The 17584-nt window shown below is 70.9% G+C and carries 20 protein-coding genes; 12 read left to right on the top strand and 8 right to left on the bottom strand.

Annotated elements, in window-relative coordinates; genetic code table 11:
* The first annotated feature begins 100 nt into the window (after window positions 1–100).
* A complete protein-coding gene (gene mshD / locus AB0D14_RS34730; protein ID WP_362787037.1) occupies window positions 101–1066 on the top strand; it encodes a mycothiol synthase in 966 nt (321 codons plus the stop codon).
* Here mshD and AB0D14_RS34725 read toward each other — a convergent pair.
* From AB0D14_RS34725 to AB0D14_RS34700, 6 genes are all read right to left on the bottom strand, one after another.
* A complete protein-coding gene (locus AB0D14_RS34725; RefSeq protein WP_362787036.1) occupies window positions 1026–1703 on the bottom strand; it encodes an ABC transporter in 678 nt (225 codons plus the stop codon). The genes mshD and AB0D14_RS34725 overlap by 41 nt on opposite strands.
* A 5-nt stretch (window positions 1704–1708) precedes the next feature.
* Entirely contained in the window at window positions 1709–3259 is a 1551-nt protein-coding gene (locus tag AB0D14_RS34720; protein WP_362787034.1) for an ABC transporter permease, read from the bottom strand.
* Complete coding sequence (locus AB0D14_RS34715) at window positions 3256–4137, bottom strand: ABC transporter ATP-binding protein (protein ID WP_362787032.1); 882 nt, start codon at window positions 4135–4137, stop codon at window positions 3256–3258. The genes AB0D14_RS34720 and AB0D14_RS34715 overlap by 4 nt, the downstream gene beginning before the upstream one ends.
* Window positions 4138–4241: 104 nt before the next feature.
* Window positions 4242–4406: a hypothetical protein gene (locus AB0D14_RS34710; RefSeq protein WP_362787031.1), complete on the bottom strand. Its 165-nt coding sequence runs from the start codon at window positions 4404–4406 to the stop codon at window positions 4242–4244.
* Window positions 4406–5263 (bottom strand): zf-HC2 domain-containing protein, encoded by an 858-nt coding sequence (locus AB0D14_RS34705; RefSeq protein ID WP_362787097.1) that lies wholly within the window; start codon window positions 5261–5263, stop codon window positions 4406–4408. Before AB0D14_RS34705 ends, AB0D14_RS34710 begins: the two co-directional genes overlap by 1 nt.
* A 32-nt stretch (window positions 5264–5295) precedes the next feature.
* The gene (locus tag AB0D14_RS34700; RefSeq protein WP_362787029.1) at window positions 5296–5838 is read right to left on the bottom strand and encodes an RNA polymerase sigma factor; all 543 of its coding nucleotides are present in this window, start codon (window positions 5836–5838) and stop codon (window positions 5296–5298) included.
* A 155-nt stretch (window positions 5839–5993) separates the two neighbouring features.
* Here AB0D14_RS34700 and AB0D14_RS34695 point away from each other — a divergent pair, with 155 nt between their 5' ends.
* The 9 genes from AB0D14_RS34695 (at window position 5994) to AB0D14_RS34655 (ending at window position 14260) form a co-directional block, all read left to right on the top strand.
* On the top strand, window positions 5994–6383 hold the full coding sequence (locus tag AB0D14_RS34695; protein ID WP_362787027.1) for a GntR family transcriptional regulator: 390 nt from the start codon (window positions 5994–5996) through the stop codon (window positions 6381–6383).
* The gene (locus AB0D14_RS34690; protein WP_362787025.1) at window positions 6380–7351 is read left to right on the top strand and encodes an ABC transporter ATP-binding protein; all 972 of its coding nucleotides are present in this window, start codon (window positions 6380–6382) and stop codon (window positions 7349–7351) included. Before AB0D14_RS34695 ends, AB0D14_RS34690 begins: the two co-directional genes overlap by 4 nt.
* Complete coding sequence (locus AB0D14_RS34685) at window positions 7348–7581, top strand: hypothetical protein (protein WP_362787023.1); 234 nt, start codon at window positions 7348–7350, stop codon at window positions 7579–7581. The genes AB0D14_RS34690 and AB0D14_RS34685 overlap by 4 nt, the downstream gene beginning before the upstream one ends.
* Window positions 7578–8471 (top strand): hypothetical protein, encoded by an 894-nt coding sequence (locus AB0D14_RS34680; RefSeq protein WP_362787022.1) that lies wholly within the window; start codon window positions 7578–7580, stop codon window positions 8469–8471. Before AB0D14_RS34685 ends, AB0D14_RS34680 begins: the two co-directional genes overlap by 4 nt.
* A gap of 297 nt (window positions 8472–8768) precedes the next feature.
* A complete protein-coding gene (locus tag AB0D14_RS34675) occupies window positions 8769–11000 on the top strand; it encodes an RNA degradosome polyphosphate kinase (protein WP_362787020.1) in 2232 nt (743 codons plus the stop codon).
* Entirely contained in the window at window positions 10981–12111 is a 1131-nt protein-coding gene (locus AB0D14_RS34670; protein ID WP_362787018.1) for a CHAD domain-containing protein, read from the top strand. The genes AB0D14_RS34675 and AB0D14_RS34670 overlap by 20 nt, the downstream gene beginning before the upstream one ends.
* Before the next feature lie 34 nt (window positions 12112–12145).
* Window positions 12146–12586 (top strand): NUDIX hydrolase, encoded by a 441-nt coding sequence (locus AB0D14_RS34665; RefSeq protein ID WP_362787017.1) that lies wholly within the window; start codon window positions 12146–12148, stop codon window positions 12584–12586.
* A 399-nt stretch (window positions 12587–12985) separates the two neighbouring features.
* A complete protein-coding gene (locus AB0D14_RS34660; RefSeq protein ID WP_362787015.1) occupies window positions 12986–13825 on the top strand; it encodes a hypothetical protein in 840 nt (279 codons plus the stop codon).
* Between the two features lie 240 nt (window positions 13826–14065).
* Window positions 14066–14260: a hypothetical protein gene (locus AB0D14_RS34655; protein ID WP_362787013.1), complete on the top strand. Its 195-nt coding sequence runs from the start codon at window positions 14066–14068 to the stop codon at window positions 14258–14260.
* Between the two features lie 66 nt (window positions 14261–14326).
* Here AB0D14_RS34655 and AB0D14_RS34650 read toward each other — a convergent pair whose 3' ends face one another.
* Window positions 14327–14713, bottom strand: coding sequence for a metal-sensitive transcriptional regulator (locus tag AB0D14_RS34650; protein WP_362787011.1), 387 nt, complete (start codon window positions 14711–14713; stop codon window positions 14327–14329).
* A 202-nt stretch (window positions 14714–14915) separates the two neighbouring features.
* On the opposite strand from AB0D14_RS34650, the gene AB0D14_RS34645 reads away from it, so the two are divergent.
* Both AB0D14_RS34645 and AB0D14_RS34640 read left to right on the top strand, forming a co-directional pair.
* The gene (locus tag AB0D14_RS34645) at window positions 14916–15536 is read left to right on the top strand and encodes a DUF47 family protein (RefSeq protein WP_362787009.1); all 621 of its coding nucleotides are present in this window, start codon (window positions 14916–14918) and stop codon (window positions 15534–15536) included.
* A 7-nt stretch (window positions 15537–15543) separates the two neighbouring features.
* A complete protein-coding gene (locus AB0D14_RS34640) occupies window positions 15544–16542 on the top strand; it encodes an inorganic phosphate transporter (RefSeq protein WP_362787008.1) in 999 nt (332 codons plus the stop codon).
* A gap of 230 nt (window positions 16543–16772) precedes the next feature.
* Here AB0D14_RS34640 and pstB read toward each other — a convergent pair whose 3' ends face one another.
* Complete coding sequence (pstB, locus tag AB0D14_RS34635; protein ID WP_362787006.1) at window positions 16773–17549, bottom strand: phosphate ABC transporter ATP-binding protein PstB; 777 nt, start codon at window positions 17547–17549, stop codon at window positions 16773–16775.
* Window positions 17550–17584 lie beyond the last annotated feature (35 nt).

Here is a 17584-nt window from a genome sequence, read left to right as displayed (position 1 = left end):
GCACCTCGCCGGCATCTCCCCCGCACCTCCCTCGCCCTGTCACGTACTCCCCTCGGCCGGCCACTTCGCCATGAACCGGACGCGCCGTACCCTCGTACCCATGACCAGCGACGACACCGCACCCGCTGCCCGCAAGCTCTCGGCCTCGCTCGGCCAGGGCGGCACCCCCACGGCCCGCTCCCTCGACATCCTCGCCACGCTGAGCCCCGAGCGGGCCGAGGCCGTGCTCGCGCTCCTCGCGGAGGCCGCCCGGGCGGACGGACAGCAGGCGGTGTCCGAGCAGGGCCGGCTGCGCCTGCGCGGAGACGCACGGGTGGGGGTGCGGCATCTGCTGCTGAGCGTCGAGGACGTTCTCGTCGGGTACGCGCAGCTGGAGGACACCGATCCCATCGAGGCGCCGGCCGCCGAACTGGTCGTCCACCCGGCGCACCGCGGCCACGGGCACGGTCGGGCGCTGGGCAACGCGCTGCTCGCCGAGTCCGGCAAGCGGCTGCGGGTGTGGGCCCACGGCGGTCACTCGGCGGCCCGCCATCTCGCCCAGGTCCTCGGCCTGGCGCTCTTCCGCGAACTGCGTCAGCTGCGGCGGCCCTTGACCGACCTCGACCTGCCCGGGCCGAAGCTCCCCGACGGCGTGCGGGTACGCACCTTCACTCCCGGTGAGGACGACGCCGCGTGGCTCGCCGCGAACGCCGCCGCCTTCGCGCACCACCCCGAGCAGGGCTCGCTCACCCAGCGCGACCTGGACGACCGCAAGGCCCAGCCGTGGTTCGATCCGGCCGGGTTCTTCCTCGCCTTCCGGGGCGATGAGCTGATCGGATTCCACTGGACGAAGGTCCACGAGGCCGAGGGGCTCGGCGAGGTGTACGTCGTCGGGGTGCGGCCCGAAGCGCAGGGCGGCGGCCTCGGGAAAGCCCTCACCACCGTTGGCCTCCAGCATTTGGCGAGGTCGGGGGTGCCGGTCGCCATGTTGTACGTCGATGCCGACAACCTGGCGGCCGTTGCCGTTTATGAGCGGCTCGGGTTCGTCACCCATGAGACGGATCTGATGTACCGGACGGAGTCCTGAACCCGGTCACAGCGCTAGGCCGCAAGGCCCGTAGCGGCTCCGTGCAGGCCCGTATGCCTATCGCTGTCGCGACGACCAGCAGCACCGCCCAGCGGTCGTGCGCGCTGTTCCAGTGAGGGTCGCCCGGGGCCACCAGGAGCGTCCAGTTGTCGGGCAGCAGCAGGTAGGCGGCGGCTGCGGTGGTGAGCAGCCAGGTCGCCACCACGACGCCCGGCTCGGTTGTCTGCCGCCGCCGGGCCAGCAGGGCCGCCGCCGTGAGGGTCAGTACCGCGGTGGCCGCCGCCTCCAGGGTGAGGTCGCCGACCGGCGGTCGTATCTCCTCGGGTACGAGGAGCAGCGCAGCCGTCCAGCAGAGCGCGGCCCACGGGGCGGCGAGCGCCACGCGCAGGCCGACGCGCAGCGGGCGGCGGACCGGCACCGCCGAGGTGATGTGCCGGGCCGGGTCGTCCAGCAGGAACGCGAGGCCGAGGGCGAAGGCCAGCGCGGCGGCTCGCAGCGCGAAGAGGCCGAGCTGCGGGTCGGGCGTACCGGGCTGCATGCGCGGGACGCCGGCCAGCAGCAGCCCCGCGGCGGCGCCGGCCGCGAGCGCGCGCCGGGGCATCGCGCGCCACACGGGCGGGAGAAGAGCGCGCGTCATGGTCGTCACTCCTCGCACGAGCCGGCCCCGCCGTCCTCGTCCGCGCCGTCCGTCGCCTTGCCCGCGGCCGGGACGCCGAGCAGTTCCGCCACCCGCTCGATCGACGTCTTGGGCGAGGTGAGCTCCGTCCACTTGGCCTTCACCTTCCCGGCGACGTCGTAGCGCGGCTTCTGGAGCAACTCCGCCACCACCCGCGTCTGTTCGGCGCTCATGCCGAAGGACTCAGTGGGCGACAGGACGAACGCGGAGCCCGAGTCGCTGTCGTCGAGGCGGACGTCGCGCAGCGAGCCCATCGGGTCGGACGCCCCACGCAACGCCATCCACATGATCGTCACCACCCGGGCGTCACACACCTCACTTGCCGCCTTCTCGTCGCCCACCACCAGCACGGACGCCACGGCGACCGCGAACTCGGGGACCCGGTTGCCGCCCCAGGCCATACCGACGCTCACATGGCCGGGCTCGCCGGACGGGGAGAGCTGGGCGTCGGCGTCCAGCCCGTCACGGGCGTCGAGGCGCTGATCCACCGTCATCCGCTCGGTGCCGGCCCTGCCGCCCGCGAGGCGCTGGACGCGGTCGACCACGGCGGCCCAGTCGTCGGTGCGGCTCGTCCACTCGGGGAACGCGCAGTACGAGGACTTCCCGTGCTCGACACACGTACGGACCTTCTCCGGGGTGACCGACCCCCGTTCGCGGGCCGCCATCGCCGCGGCCGGGGTCCCCTGGGACTGGCCGACCACACCCACCAGCATGAGGGCGAGCGATCCCGCGACGGCCGCCTTGACGACCGTCGTACGACCGCCGCTGACCAGCGTCGCGAGCAGGGCCATGAACAGGACGAGCCCGACGAGGTACAGGGCGTGCCAGCCCGCGGGGCGGCCCAGCATGTCGGAGGGGAACGGGGAGGCGCCGCTGAAGGTGACGACCGGGCTCAGCCAGCTCATCCATTCGGGACCGGACGGGGTCGCCGCGAACATCAGCCCGAAGAGCAGGACGACGAGGAGGATCGGCGCGGCGAACACGGAGGGGAACAGCCGGGCGAGCAGGACGCCGCCCGCGCCGCAGAGCAGGACCGTCAGCGGCCCGACGGCCAGTTCGGCGAGCGAACCGGTCCCGGCCGCCCCGGGCTTGAACGCGGCCCAGGCGAACTGGAAGGTGACACACGCGGCCGTGAACAGGACCGCCGGGACGACGGACAGCACATGGGCGGCCGTGCGCCGCCAGGGCTCGACGACCAGGACGTCGAAGTGGCGGTCCGTGCCGTGCCGGCGCGAGCGCAGGACCCCACGGTTGACGTTCATCATGACGACGAGCCCGAACAGCATCGGCATGAGCTGCGTGTCCCGGTCGATGTCCTGGAGCACCGGGAAGTCGCCCTGGCGCCGCGCGACCTCGTACCCGGTCCACACCATGTAGAGGATCGCGGTACCGAAGACGGAGGTGATCATGCGCAGCTCGCGGGCCTCGAACCGCGCGAGGGCGAACACGGCCGCCCAGGGGCGCGGCGTGTGCGTCGGCCCGGCGGTCCGCGCGGGTGTCTGGAGTACGGTGCTCATGCCGCCGCCACCTCCTCCGGTGACTCTCCGTCGAGGGTGAGCAAGTAGCCGTCCTCCAGGGTAGGTTCGAGCAGGTCGGAGCCCGCGGGGGGCTCACCGACGTTGCGGAAGGAGCCCGTACCGGTGCGCCATCCGGCCCACGCTCCCGGGTCGCGTTCGGTGCTGCTCCACACCCGGCCCGCCGCGCGCGCGCTCAGCTCGGCCGGGGTGCCCTCGAAGCGGACGCGGCCGCTGACCATGACGACCACTCGGTGGCAGAGCATCGCGACGTCCTCGGTCTGGTGGGTGGAGAGCAGGACGGTCCGCCCCTCCCCCGCCCGGGCGATCAACTCCCGGAAGCGCATGCGCTGTTCGGGGTCGAGACCGACGGTCGGCTCGTCGAGGACCAGGAAACCGGGGTCGCCGACGAGGGCGGCGGCCAGCGCCACCCGCTGGCGCATCCCGCCGGAGAGCTTCTTGATGCGCTTGCCCCGTACGTCGGACAGCGCGACGTCGTCGAGGACCCGCCGCACCTCGCGGTGCCGGGCGGTGCGGTCCGTCAGCTCCTTGAGGATCGCCACGTAGTCGACGAACTCGAAGGCCGTGAAGTCCGGGTGGAAGCCGGGTGCCTGCGGCAGATAACCCAGCGTGCGCCGCACCTCCTGGCGTCCGGCGGTCGTGCCCGGGTCGTTCCCGAGCACCGTGAACGCTCCCTTGTCCGGGGGCACGGCGGTGGCCAGGACCCGCAACAGGGTGGTTTTTCCGGCCCCGTTGGGCCCGAGCAGCCCGGTGACGCCCTCGCCGAACCGCACCGACACGCCGTCGAGCGCCGCCGTCCCGCCGTAGCGGAGGGTGAGCCCGGCAGCGGACACCGTCGGTGTCGAGGGAAGGTCAGACATGCGTGACTCCAGTGGAAGAGCGAAGACAGGAGGAAGACAGAGGGGCGGGGAGAGCGAAGGCAGGGGGCAGGGGCGGGAGCGAGGCAGGAGCGGGGCGAAGGCCCCTACTCGCCGCCCCCGTCGGACGAGGACGAGGAGGACGAACCCTGCTTGCGGGAGGAGGCCGGGAGGAGCACGGCGATGAAGTGGAGCACCCTGAGGAGAATCGAAGCGGTCATCAGCAGCCCGGCCTTGAACAGCTTGAGCCGCCTGCGCGAGGCATTCGACATCAGACCGCACCCCCACCCGGGAAGCCCGCGAACGGGGTGTGCGCGGAGGTCGAGTCGAAGCGGTCGCGGCGGAGGTAGAAGAACCCGGCGGCGAGCACGGCGACCGCGGCCGCGATGCCCTGCCCCGTCACCGTGTACGGCGCGAGGGTCCCCTCTGTCGTCCCCTGTGCGACCACCAGCACGGCGACCCACGTCCCGCCGACCAGGCTGGGCGCGAGGACCGGGCCCAGCCTGGGTGTCAGCGCGAGCCCGGTGGCGGTGAGTGCGAGCGCGGGCAGCAGCCAGGCCAGGGCGCGCAGCCCGTACGAGGGAAGCGCGAGCGTCGCGAGGCCGTTCAGCACGAGCGCGATGGCCAGCACGGGAATGGTGCGGATCATCAGCAGCCGGAACCCGTGCATCGGCGACACCACCGCCATCTCGTACGTCGGGTCGAGCGCGGGACCGTACGACAGCGCGACTCCGGCGAGGGGCAGCAGCGGGGCGAGGGCGAGGAACATCGGCAGTGTGTCGGGCGCCTGCGCGGAATTGGCCGCGATCACCGTCATGGCCAGTACGGCGACGACCGCGCCCAGCCAGGACAGCCGCAGCACGGGCGTGGCCGCGAGCAGCCGCGCCGTGTGGTCGGCCACCCCGATCCGTACGAGCATCGACTCCAGGAATCCCACGCGCGGCGCGTCCAGTTCGGCGTCGAGCCGCTGCCATCCCTCGTCCAGCGTGACCGGGTCGCTCACCTCGGCGAGCACCGCCCGGCAGCGCGCGCAGGCCACCAGGTGTGTGTCGGCCGACCAGAGCATCGGCGGCGCCAACTCGCCCCGCACGTACGCCCGAAGGTCTGCCTGCGCGACATGCCAGGTCATGCCGCTCGAATCGCGGACCTCGTTCGTGTCGCTCATGCCAACTCCTCCCGCAGCTGCTTGCGGGCCCGCAGGGCCCGTGTCTTGACCGTCCCCGGCGGAATGCCGAGCAGAACGGCCGCCTCCCGGGTGGTCAGTCCGTCGATGACCGTGGCCTGCAGGACCGACCGCAGCTCCGGCGACAGCCGGACCAGGGCACCCGCGAGGTCCCCGTGCTCCACACCCGCGAGCACACGCTCCTCCGCGGACGCCTCTTCCCGGTGTCGCAGCCGCGCGAGCGCCTGCCGCATCCGGCCCCGGGCGCCGTCGCCCCGCAGGGTGTCGATCAGCCTCCGCGAGCCGATCCGCCACAGCCAGCCGGCCACGTCTCCTTCCTCGCGGTAGCGGGCACTGCCGCGCCACACCGCGAGAAACGTCTCTTGTACGACGTCGTCGACCGTCCCCGTGTCGGAACAGCGGCCTCGCAGCCTCGCCCCGAGCCATGGCGCATACCGCCGGTACAGCTCTTCGAAGGCGCGCCGGTCACCGTCCGCCGCGATGGCCCGCAGCAGATCCCCGTCGCTTCTCGTTTCCCTCACACTCCCTCATCGCACGAGCACCACGAATCGGTTCACGCATCCTCGGTTCACGCATCCGCGAGAAGTTTTCGAGTTCCGGAATCCCGGATTCACCTTGACATGCACCCGGCCTGACCCCACTCTTTCACTACTCAATTAGTGAAAGGGGGTTTTCAGTGGTCGAGTATCGCATCGACCGGCGCAGTGGTGTCGCCACGTACGTCCAGATCGTCCAGCAGACGAAGCAGGCCCTGCGCCTGGGCGTCCTCGAACCCGGCGACAAGCTGCCCACGGCCCGCGAGGTCGTGGAGGCCACCGCGATCAATCCGAACACCGTCCTGAAGGCCTACCGCGAGCTGGAACGCGAGGGACTGGTCGAGGCCAGACGCGGCGTCGGCACCTTCGTGCGGCGCTCCCTGGGCGCCACCCCCGCCGACCACACCGCCCTGCGCTCGGCGCTGACCGGCTGGCTGGACGAGGCACGCGGGGAAGGCCTGGAGCGCGAGGACATCACCGCGCTCTTCACCTCTGTACTGGACGAGAAGTGCCCCGAGGGGGAGCGATGAGCAGGGACAACGAACGGACCGCGCTGGAAGCAGCCGGGCTGGTCAAGCGGTACCGGCGCAGGCGCGGACCCGTGCTGCAGGACTGTGCCTTCCACCTGCCGGCGGGCCGGATCTGCGCCCTGGTCGGGCCGAACGGCGCGGGCAAGTCGACCCTCCTGGCGCTGGCAGCCGGCCTGATCCGCCCCACCGAAGGCACGGTGAAGGTCCTCGGCACCACCCCCGCCGAGGCCCGCGAGCGCTTCGCCTACGTCGCCCAGGACAAACCGCTGCCGCCCCAGCTCACGGTCGCCGCCACCCTCCGGCTCGGCGAGGAGCTGAACCGCGCCCGCTGGGACCGGTCGGCCGCGGAACGGATCGCGTACGGGCAGCACACACCGGACCCGGACACGACCCGGGAGGGTGCCCTCCATCCCGGCGACAGGATCCGCTCGCTCTCCGGCGGCCAGCGCACCCAGGTCGCCCTCGCCCTGGCCTTCGGCAAGCGGCCCGAACTGATGCTGCTGGACGAGCCGATGGCCGACCTCGACCCGCTGGCCCGGCGCGAACTCCTCGGTGTACTGATGGGCGAGGCCGCCGAACACGGCACGACGATCGTGATGTCCTCGCACGTCATAGCCGAACTGGAGGGCGCCTGCGACCACCTGCTCCTCATGGGCGGCGGCCGGATCAGACTCGGCGGCGACCCGGAGCACCTGCTCGCCGCACACGCCCTGCTCACCGGCCCGGCGCGCGACCTCACCGGCCACACCGTCGTCGAGTCACGCGATGCCGGCCGCCAGCTCACCGCCCTGATCCGCCCGGACGGCCCGCTGCCCGACGACTGGCAGACCGCCACGCCCTCCCTGGAGGAACTGCTGCTGGCGTACCTGCGCAACCCGAAGGCACCCGACCTGTTCACCGAGAAAACCGCAACGCCCGGAGCGACCGGGGCGACCGGGGCAGAGAACGAGGGGGGTGCGCGCGTATGACAACCCTCCTCACCCCGCCCGGCACCTCCCCGCGCCCCGACCGCGCCCCCGACCGCGCCCTCGCTCGGTCGGTACTACGGCTGCACCGGACCGCCCTGTGGTCCTGGCTGCCGCTGGTTGTGGCCCTCCCTGCGGCCACGCTGTGCGGTCCGGCCGTCGCCGCACTCGCGGTCACCGCCGCGTTCGTCCTGCTCAACCGCCGTACCGCCGCCACAGGAGCCGCCGTATGAGTACCGTCGCCGCCAAGGGAACAGCCGAAGGAGCCGGGGGGCCGCACGGCGGACCGGTCACGGGGCTGCCGTGGGCCGTGCTGCGCCTGCACCGCCCGGCGCTGGTCCTGTGGGTCGCCTTCCTGCTGGCCGCCGTCGCCACGCTGGTCTGGGAGACCGAGGTCACCGCGGAAGCCGTACACGAGCGGCTCGCCGCCTGCGGCCAGAACCCGTCGGGCCCGAACTCGTACGTGTGCCCCATCCAGGCTCAGGTCGGCTACAGCGGAACCATCGGCTGGGCCTCCACCCTCGTCTACTACAGCTTCTTCGCCGTGGCCGCCTTCGCGGGCGGCGCCCTGATCGGCCGCGAAATGGAGAACGGCACCGCGCGGCTCGCCTGGACCCAGTCGGTCTCGCCGACGCGCTGGCTGGCCGCCAAGCTCGCGGTGCCCGCGCTGCTGCTCACGATCGGCGGCACCGTGTTCGTGTTCGCGTTCCGGTGGGCCTGGGTGGCCCAGCGGGACCTGATGAGCAACAACTGGGCCTCCGCCGACATCTTCGCCGCGCGCGGCCCGGTCCTGGTGGCGTACTCCCTGTGCGCCCTGGCCGTGGGCGCCCTCGCCGGGGTCGTGCTGCGGCGGTCGCTGCCCGCGCTGGCCGTCTCCTGCGGGGTGATGTACCTGATCAACCACATCCTGGAGGAGTACCGGCCGCACCTGTGGTCGTCGAAGTCCGGCGACAGCTCCTTGGGGGAGGGGTGGCGGAGCGGCAAGTGGGAGTTCGACGACCTGGCCTTCCAGCCCGAGTCCCACTACTGGCCCATGCACCTCGTCGAGACCGGAATCGTCCTCGCCATCACCCTTCTCGCCACCGGGGCGGCCTTCTGGGTCCTGCGCCGCCGAACGGCCTGACGGGAGCGCCCGGCCCCCGGTCCGTACGTCCCTCCTACGGGGGGAGGGACGTACGGACCAGCCATGCGGACCCCCGGGAGCCTCCCCCCGATATCCCGCACGTCATGTCGCCGTAACCAGTGATTCAGACTGGCTTGCGACCCTCGGTCAATGAACCCCGCCCCGCCCGAGCCCTCGCCTCCGCCGGAGCGCGAGCCCTCCCGCACGAGGGAGAACGAGAGTCCGCACCTCCATGCGGCGCTCCCGCCCGCTCGTTCCGACGCGCCGCTTTCCGGCCCGACACGGAAGAATGGGTTCATGAGCCAGCCCAATGTCCAGGCGCAGGTACAGCATCCGCAACCGTCCGTCGGTTCCATAGCCGCACACCGCCCGCACACCGTGGCGGCGAACGTCTCCGACCTGGAGCCCGACCTCGACGCCGACCTCGACGCGTACGAGGACCTGGTACAGGACGGCGTCCAGCTTCCGCAGGGCCGGTTCCTCGACCGGGAGCGCAGTTGGCTCGCGTTCAACGAGCGGGTCCTCGAACTCGCCGAGGATCCGAACACGCCCCTCCTCGAACGGGCGAAATTCCTGGCGATCTTCGCCAGCAACCTGGACGAGTTCTTCATGGTCCGGGTGGCCGGCCTGAAGCGGCGCATCGCCACCGGTGTGGCCACCCGCTCGGCCTCGGGCCTCCAGCCCCGCGAGGTGCTGGAGATGATCTGGGCCCGCTCGCGGGAGCTCATGGCCCGGCACGCCGCCTGCTACCAGGAGGACGTGGCGCCCCAGCTCGCGGAGGAGGGCGTCCACCTCGTCCGCTGGAGCGAGCTGTCGGAGAAGGAGCAGGCCCGCCTCTTCACGCTCTTCCGCCACCAGATCTTCCCGGTCCTGACCCCCCTCGCGGTCGACCCGGCCCACCCCTTCCCGTACATCTCGGGGCTGTCCCTGAACCTCGCCGTCGTCGTACGGAATCCGGTCTCCGGCCATCGCCACTTCGCGCGCGTGAAGGTCCCGCCGCTGCTCTCCCGCTTCCTGGAGGCCTCCCCGGACCGCTACGTCCCCATCGAGGACGTCATAGCGGCCCATCTGGAGGAGCTCTTCCCCGGCATGGAGGTCCTGCAGCACCACACGTTCCGCCTCACCAGGAACGAGGACCTGGAGGTCGAGGAGGACGACACCGAGAACCTTCTCCAGGCCCTGGAGAAGGAGCTCATGCGGCGCCGCTTCGGCCCGCCGGTGCGCCTGGAGGTCGAGGAGTCCATCGACCGGTACGTACTGGACCTGCTGGTACGGGAGTTGAAGATCTCCGAGGCCGAGGTCTACCCGCTGCCGGGCCCGCTGGACCTCACGGGCCTCTTCGGCATCGGCGCCCTCGACCGGCCCGAGCTGAAGTTCCCGAAGTTCATCGCGGGCACCCACCGCGACCTCGCGGAGGTCGAGTCGGCGTCCGCACCCGACATCTTCGCGGCCCTGCGCGAGCGCGACGTCCTGCTGCACCACCCGTACGACTCCTTCTCCACCTCCGTCCAGGCGTTCCTGGAACAGGCGGCGACCGACCCCGACGTGCTGGCCATCAAGCAGACGCTGTACCGGACTTCGGGCGACTCCCCCATCGTCGACGCCCTCATCGACGCCGCCGAATCGGGCAAGCAGGTCCTCGTCCTCGTCGAGATCAAGGCACGCTTCGACGAGCAGGCCAACATCAAGTGGGCCCGCAAACTGGAGGAGGCCGGCTGCCACGTGGTCTACGGCCTCGTCGGCCTCAAGACCCACTGCAAGCTGTCACTCGTGGTGCGCCAGGAGGGCGAGACCCTGCGCCGCTACTGCCACGTCGGCACGGGCAACTACCACCCGAAGACCGCCCGGCTGTACGAGGACCTGGGGCTCCTGACCGCCGACCCACAGGTGGGCGCGGACCTCTCCGACCTCTTCAACCGGCTCTCCGGCTACTCCCGCCGCGAGACGTACCGCCGCCTCCTCGTCGCACCCAAGTCCCTGCGCGACGGCCTGATAACGCGGATCAACAAGGAGGTCCAGCACCACCGTGCCGGACGTCCCGCCCATGTCCGCATCAAGGTCAACTCGATGGTGGACGAGGCCCTCATCGACTCGCTCTACCGTGCCTCCCAGGCCGGCGTACCGGTCGACATCTGGGTGCGCGGGATCTGCGCGGTGCGGCCGGGAGTCGCGGGCCTGTCCGAGAACATCCGCGTACGGTCCGTCCTCGGCCGCTTCCTCGAACACTCCCGGGTCTTCGGCTTCGGCAACGGAGGCGAGCCCGAGGTGTGGATCGGCAGCGCCGACATGATGCACCGCAACCTCGACCGCCGTATCGAAGCCCTGGTCAGGATCACCGACCCGGCCCACCGGGCGGCCCTCAGCCGGCTGTTCGAGACCGGCATGTCCGACACCACCTCCTCCTGGCACCTCGGCCCCGACGGCGAATGGACCCGGCACGCGACCGACGCCGACGGACAGCCCCTGCGCAACGTCCAGGAGATGCTCATTGACGCCCGGAGGCGCCGGCGTGGCACAGCAACACCTTGACCCGACGGCCGGACCCATGGCCGGGGACGCCCTCGCGGCCTATCTCCGGTCCCAGGCCACGGAGTTCCTCCGCGCGCTGCGCCAGCACCGCGAGGCCGGCGGCGCCACGGGTGGGGGTCCCCCCGCGCGAGCGCGTTCGAGCGTGGGGGAGAACGGCTCGAAGGAGGCCGTGGACGCGGCGCGCGCCCTGCGCCGCTCGGCCCGTCGCATCAGCGGCACCCTGCACACGTTCCGGCCCCTGCTCGACGAGGGCTGGTCGGAGGCCATGCGCCCCGAACTGGCCTGGCTGTCGGGGGCCCTGGCCCGCGAGCACGCCTACGGGGCCCGCCTGGAGCGGCTGCTCACGGCACTGCACCGGCTGTCGGGCTCGGCGGCGTTCCCGGCCCAGGCCGCCTCCGAGGTGCGCACGGAGGTACGAACGGAAGTACGGGCGGACGTGCGGACGGAGGTGCGGGCCGAGGTACGGACCGAGAAGGGCACCCTGACCGTCGGCGCGGCCAAGGCGGGCGCCCTCCTGGAACGCCAGCTGACCCTCGCCCGGACACGCTCCCACTCGGCCGCGCTCCAGGCCCTGGGCTCCAGCCGCTTCCACGCCGTCGCCGACAACGTCGCCGTACTGGCCAGCGAAGTCCCGCTCACCGCGACCGCGGCCATGACCGGGGCGGCCTCGGGTCTCAAGCCGCTGGCCGCCGCCGCTGAGCAACGCCTCTGCGACGCCGTCACCGGACTGCCCCTGGTCACCGCGGGCCACCCCTACAACTCGCAGGCCCTCGTCCACGGCCTCTCCGCCGACACGGCGCCGCAGCCCCAGGACGCCCCCTGGCACCAGGTACGCCTCCTGCTGCGCCTGCACCGCTACGCGCGCGAGATCCTCTTCGGCGGCGAAGCCCTCGTGGACGTACGCCTGTTGAACGCCGGCCAGGCCCTGGACCGGCACCGCGACGCGGCGGAGGCGGCCGCGGCGGCGGCCTCGGCGGCCCGCACCCCACGGATCGCCCCGGCGACGGCATACGCGCTCGGGGTGCTCCACGCGGACCAGCGACACGAGGTGGAAGCGGCCAGGTTCACGTTTCAGCGAGCCTGGATGAGGGAGACGGTCGGCACTCCGTGACCGACGGAGGCCGGTACTCGCGATGGGAGGCCCAGTGCAGGCGAACGGAGACCCCACGCACGCGAACGGAGAGCCGGTGCTCGCGGCGGGCTGCGTACTGTGGCGCCGCTCGCCCGCCGACGGCGAACTGCAGATCTGCCTGGTCCACCGGCCGAAGTACGACGACTGGTCCCACCCGAAGGGCAAGCTGAAGAGCGGCGAGGACGCACTCGCCGGGGCGCTCCGCGAGGTGGAGGAGGAGACCGGCCACACCTGTGCCCCCGGCCCCCGTCTGACGACCCTCCACTACGTGGCCAACGACCGCCCCAAGCAGGTGCGTTACTGGGCCGCCGAGGCGACTGGAGGCCGCTTCGTCCCCAACCGGGAGGTGGACCGCGTCCTCTGGCTCCCCCCGGCGGCGGCCCGCGAACGGATCACCCAGCCCCGCGACAGAGACCTGGTCGACGAACTGCTCGCGGTCCTGCGGCACGTTTAGCGCTGCGTGCGGGCCGCACGTGTCCGGCTGCGGGTGCGTGGGGGCTTGTCGCGCAGCTCCCCGCGCCCCTCAGCCGCGCCCCCTTACGGGGCTGCGGCATCTACCGGGTGCCCCCCGTCGCATGGGTCTGCGCGTCCGTGCGGGCCAGGCTGCGGGCGCGGCGGGCCGGGCCTCTCCAGCCGCAGGTGCACCGAGCCAGGCAGAAACGGCCCTGCTCGACTGTTGTCGTCCGGTGTTCCAGGGGACTGAGCTCTTCCTCTCGCGCCACGCGCTCCACGGTACCGATGCCGGGCAAACGCTTCCCCGTACCCCTGACCGGCGTGACAACACCCCCCACCCGTCGTTAGGCGGAACAACAGGAAGCCCGCCCAAGGACGTCCCGGCTGGGGGTAGCAGGCGATGGTGGAGCGGCAGCGAAAACGAAAGGACGGGGCGGTCGCCCTGGCCGCCGCGGCGACGGGGCTGTTGCTCTGCGCCGTCGGCTGCTCGGGCAGCGGGGCCGCTTCCGACGACGCCCGGTCCGCCGAGGACCCGGTCGAGATGCTCCACGGGGCCGCCGGGAACCTGATCCGAGCTGGCACCTCCAAGGCCCGTACGTCGATGGAAATGGCCACCGGCGGCACCCGCGTGACCATCCGCGGCGAGGGCGTCTACGACTTCGCGGGCCAGGTGGGGCGACTGAAGGTGCTCCTCCCGCAGGACCCGGCCGGCACCGACGGCCACCGCCCGATCACCGAGCTCCTCGCACCGGGCGCCCTCTACATGAAGAACCGCGGCGCGGGTGTGCCCGCCGACAAATGGGTACGCGTCGACACGGCCACCCTCTCCGACGGGAACCTGGTCACGGGCGGCGCGACCGATCCGTTCGCGGCCGCCGAGCTGCTGCGCGGCGCACGCAAGGCGGCGTACATGGGGAGGACGTCGGTCGCGGGCACGGCCGTACGGCACTATCGGGGGACCGCCGACCTCAAAGTGGCCGCGCGCGGCGCCGCGGCGGGCCATCAGGCGGCGCTGCGGGCGGCGGCGAAGGGCTTCGCCACGGCGACGGTCCCCTTCGACGTCTACCTCGACGACCAGGGGCGCGTCCGCAAGGTCCGCCACCGGTTCAGCTTCGTGAACGGGCAGCAGAAGGCCACGGTCGCGGTGTTCTCCACGACGCTGCTGTACGGCTTCGGAACCGCTGTCGACGTACATCTGCCGAAGGCGAAGGACATCTTCGCCGGGCGGATCGCCGAATGACGGAACGCCAGGTCGCAGAACAGCGAGTGACGGAACGGCGGGTCGCGGGACAGCGAGTGACGGAACGGCGGAGGAACGGGGGAGAAGTGACACCGGAGTGACGGAGTGGCCGGGCCGCAGCTGCCATGGGCGGGACGGTAGGAGGACTGAACACACGGGGCCGGAAATGGTCCGTTGGTGCCATGCGCTGTCCGTGGGCCTCTCCCTACTCTAGGAAGTCGGTGACGGCAGGAAGAGGTGATGCACGTGGCTCCTACGCGCGGTACGGCAGTTCAGGACCACGTGGCCCTCGCCGAGATCGAGCTGTGCGGCGACCTGATCATCGCGGCCTCCGCCGCCCGTGAGGACCGGCTCAGCCCCGACCGTATCGACGAGGTGCTCAGAGTGGCCGAAGAGCGCTTCCTCGAGGAACACGGCAACAGCGCCGGAAAGTGACACCGCTCGCGGACAACGCACCGGCCCCGCGCTCCCGCCCCCGCCCCCGCCCCCGCCCCCGCAGGGTCACGTACGCAGCAGCCGTGCGATCGCCTTCGTCGCCTCCTCCACCTTGGCGTCGATCTCGGCGCCGCCCTTGACGGCGGCGTCCGCGACGCAGTGGCGCAGGTGCTCCTCCAGAAGCTGGAGGGCGAAGGACTGCAGGGCCTTCGTGGAGGCGGAGACCTGAGTGAGTATGTCGATGCAGTAGACGTCCTCGTCGACCATGCGCTGCAGGCCGCGGACCTGGCCCTCGATCCGCCGCAGCCGCTTGAGGTGCTCGCCCTTCTGGTGGTGGTAGCCGTGGATCCCGCGGTCGTGGTCCGTCACGATCTCCCCGGCACCCGTCTCCGCGGCACCGGTTGCCGCACTCTCCCCGGAGGGCGCCGTGGCGCCGGCCTCGGTGGTCGTCATCGCGTCCTCCTGCTGACTTATACCCCTACCGGGTATATTGTAACGAACTTTGCTGGGTATAGGGCCCTTGGCCAACGCCCTCGTGGGACCCCGTGCTGATCACTGTGCCCGATGGGCGACACTGGGGGGCGGCCGTTAGCCGTGGCCGGATGATGCGCCTAGCATCAGCCTGACCGACACCGAAGCAATCCGAGGACCCCACGTGCGCTTTCGTCTGACCCCCAGGGAGACGAGCTTCTACGACATGTTCGCCGCGTCCGCGGACAACATCGTCACGGGCTCCAAGCTCCTGATGGAACTGCTCGGGGCGGACTCGTCCGGCCGAGTCGAGATCGCAGAGCGTATGCGGGCCGCGGAACACGCCGGTGACGATGCCACGCACGCGATCTTCCACCAGCTGAACTCCTCGTTCATCACGCCGTTCGACCGCGAGGACATCTACAACCTCGCCTCCTGCCTCGACGACATCATGGACTTCATGGAGGAGGCCGTCGACCTGGTCGTCCTCTACAACGTGGAGGAACTGCCGAAGGGCGTCGAGCAGCAGATCGAGGTGCTGGCGCGGGCGGCGGAGCTGACCGCCGAGGCGATGCCGAACCTGCGCACGATGGACAACCTCACCGAGTACTGGATCGAGGTCAACCGCCTGGAGAACCAGGCCGACCAGATCCACCGCAAGCTGCTCGCCATGCTCTTCAACGGCAAGTACGAGGCCATCGAAGTGCTGAAACTGAAGCAGATCGTGGACGTCCTCGAAGAGGCCGCCGACGCGTTCGAGCACGTGGCCAACACGGTGGAGACCATCGCGGTCAAGGAGTCCTGACCTCTTCATGGACACCTTCGCCTTGATCGTGACCATCGGCGTCGCGCTCGGATTCACCTATACCAACGGCTTCCACGACTCCGCCAACGCCATCGCCACCTCCGTGTCCACGCGTGCGCTGACGCCGCGCGCGGCACTCGCGATGGCCGCGGTGATGAACCTCGCCGGCGCCTTCATGGGCAGCGGCGTCGCCAAGACCGTCAGCCAGGGCCTGATCGAGACACCGCACGGCAACAGGGGCATGTGGATCCTGTTCGCCGCCCTGGTGGGCGCGATCGTGTGGAACCTCGTCACCTGGTACTTCGGCCTCCCGTCCTCCTCCTCCCACGCGCTGTTCGGCGGCATGGTGGGCGCGGCGCTCGCGGGCGGCATCGATGTCATCTGGTCCGGCGTCCTGGAGAAGGTCGTCATCCCGATGTTCATCTCCCCCGTGGTCGGCCTGATCGCCGGCTATCTGGTGATGTGCGCGATCATGTGGCTCTTCCGCAGCTCCAACCCGCACAAGGCGAAGCGCGGTTTCCGTATCGCGCAGACCGTGTCGGCGGCCGGCATGGCCCTCGGCCACGGCCTCCAGGACGCCCAGAAGACGATGGGCATCGTGGTGATGGCCCTGGTCATCTCGGATGTCGAGGAAGCGGGCGACCCGATTCCGGTCTGGGTCAAGATCGCGTGCGCGGTGATGCTGTCCCTGGGTACCTACGCCGGTGGCTGGCGCATCATGCGCACGCTGGGGCGGAAGATCATCGAGCTGGATCCCCCGCAGGGCTTCGCCGCGGAGACGACCGGCGCCTCGATCATGTTCAGCACCGCGTTCCTCTTCCACGCGCCCATCTCCACGACGCATGTCATCACGTCCGCGATCATGGGTGTCGGAGCCACGAAGCGGGTGAAGGCGGTCCGCTGGGGTGTCGCCAAGAACATCATCCTCGGCTGGTTCATCACCATGCCGGCGGCGGCCCTGGTGGCAGCGGCCAGCTTCTACATCGTGAACCTGGCATTCCTGTAAAGACTTTCCGTCAAGAACCTTCCGTCCTTCGCTGGAAGCCTTCTGTCCTTCGCTGGAAACCTTCTGTGAAAACAGCCAACGGGCCCGCCCCCCGGAGACCGGGAGGCGGGCCCTATTGGGCCCCGCGGTGGCACCGCCATGCAGCACCGCGAGGAGTCTGAGGTGTTGGAGGGGCTGAAGGGGTGGAGGAGGGGGCTGAGGGGTCTGAGGGGTCTACGGAAGAGACCGGCTCAGCCGAAGCGCCCCGAGATGTAGTCCTCGGTCGCCTGCACGGACGGGTTCGAGAAGATCCGCTCGGTGTCGTCGATCTCGATGAGCTTGCCGGGCTGTCCCACCGCCGAGAGGTTGAAGAACGCCGTCCGGTCGGAGACCCGCGCCGCCTGCTGCATGTTGTGCGTCACGATGACGATCGTGAAGCGCTCCTTCAGCTCACCGATCAGGTCCTCGATGGCCAGCGTGGAGATCGGGTCGAGCGCCGAGCAGGGCTCGTCCATCAGCAGCACCTGGGGCTCCACCGCGATCGCACGGGCGATGCACAGCCGCTGCTGCTGACCGCCGGACAGCCCCGAGCCGGGCTTGTTCAGCCGGTCCTTGACCTCGTTCCAGAGATTCGCGCCCTTCAGCGACTTCTCCACGACGTCGTTCAGCTCGGACTTCTTGTACGAGCCGTTCAGCCGCAGCCCCGCCGCCACGTTGTCGAAGATCGACATGGTCGGGAAGGGGTTCGGCCGCTGGAAGACCATGCCGATGGTCCGGCGTACGGACACGGGGTCGATGCCGTGCGCGTACAGGTCCTCGTCGTCGAGGAGGACCTTGCCCTCGACGCGCCCGCCGGGGGTGACCTCGTGCATGCGGTTCAGGGTCCGCAGGAAGGTGGACTTGCCGCAGCCGGACGGGCCGATGAACGCCGTCACCGAGCGCGGCTCCACCGTCATGGAGATGTCTTCGATCGCCTTGTGGGCTGAGTAGTAAGCGGTGAGCCCGCTCACATCGATTCGCTTGGCCATGTCAATCACTGCTTCTTTCGGAAAGGTCACTGGTT

It is taken from the genome of Streptomyces sp. NPDC048484, from assembly GCF_040651415.1.
Classification (GTDB): Bacteria; Actinomycetota; Actinomycetes; order Streptomycetales; family Streptomycetaceae; genus Streptomyces.
Note: the sequence above shows the minus strand (reverse complement) of the source record. Positions and strands in the feature narration are given on the sequence as shown.

What these genes read in the sequence shown, in the direction of transcription:
- mshD (WP_362787037.1), top strand. Translation starts at nt 101, where the DNA reads ATGACCAGCGACGACACCGCACCCGCTGCCCGCAAGCTCTCGGCCTCG.
- AB0D14_RS34725 (WP_362787036.1), bottom strand. Translation starts at nt 1,703, where the DNA reads ATGACGCGCGCTCTTCTCCCGCCCGTGTGGCGCGCGATGCCCCGGCGC.
- AB0D14_RS34720 (WP_362787034.1), bottom strand. Translation starts at nt 3,259, where the DNA reads ATGAGCACCGTACTCCAGACACCCGCGCGGACCGCCGGGCCGACGCAC.
- AB0D14_RS34715 (WP_362787032.1), bottom strand. Translation starts at nt 4,137, where the DNA reads ATGTCTGACCTTCCCTCGACACCGACGGTGTCCGCTGCCGGGCTCACC.
- AB0D14_RS34710 (WP_362787031.1), bottom strand. Translation starts at nt 4,406, where the DNA reads ATGTCGAATGCCTCGCGCAGGCGGCTCAAGCTGTTCAAGGCCGGGCTG.
- AB0D14_RS34705 (WP_362787097.1), bottom strand. Translation starts at nt 5,263, where the DNA reads ATGACCTGGCATGTCGCGCAGGCAGACCTTCGGGCGTACGTGCGGGGC.
- AB0D14_RS34690 (WP_362787025.1), top strand. Translation starts at nt 6,380, where the DNA reads ATGAGCAGGGACAACGAACGGACCGCGCTGGAAGCAGCCGGGCTGGTC.
- AB0D14_RS34685 (WP_362787023.1), top strand. Translation starts at nt 7,348, where the DNA reads ATGACAACCCTCCTCACCCCGCCCGGCACCTCCCCGCGCCCCGACCGC.
- AB0D14_RS34680 (WP_362787022.1), top strand. Translation starts at nt 7,578, where the DNA reads ATGAGTACCGTCGCCGCCAAGGGAACAGCCGAAGGAGCCGGGGGGCCG.
- AB0D14_RS34675 (WP_362787020.1), top strand. Translation starts at nt 8,769, where the DNA reads ATGAGCCAGCCCAATGTCCAGGCGCAGGTACAGCATCCGCAACCGTCC.
- AB0D14_RS34660 (WP_362787015.1), top strand. Translation starts at nt 12,986, where the DNA reads ATGGTGGAGCGGCAGCGAAAACGAAAGGACGGGGCGGTCGCCCTGGCC.
- AB0D14_RS34655 (WP_362787013.1), top strand. Translation starts at nt 14,066, where the DNA reads ATGCACGTGGCTCCTACGCGCGGTACGGCAGTTCAGGACCACGTGGCC.
- AB0D14_RS34650 (WP_362787011.1), bottom strand. Translation starts at nt 14,713, where the DNA reads ATGACGACCACCGAGGCCGGCGCCACGGCGCCCTCCGGGGAGAGTGCG.
- AB0D14_RS34640 (WP_362787008.1), top strand. Translation starts at nt 15,544, where the DNA reads ATGGACACCTTCGCCTTGATCGTGACCATCGGCGTCGCGCTCGGATTC.
- pstB (WP_362787006.1), bottom strand. Translation starts at nt 17,549, where the DNA reads ATGGCCAAGCGAATCGATGTGAGCGGGCTCACCGCTTACTACTCAGCC.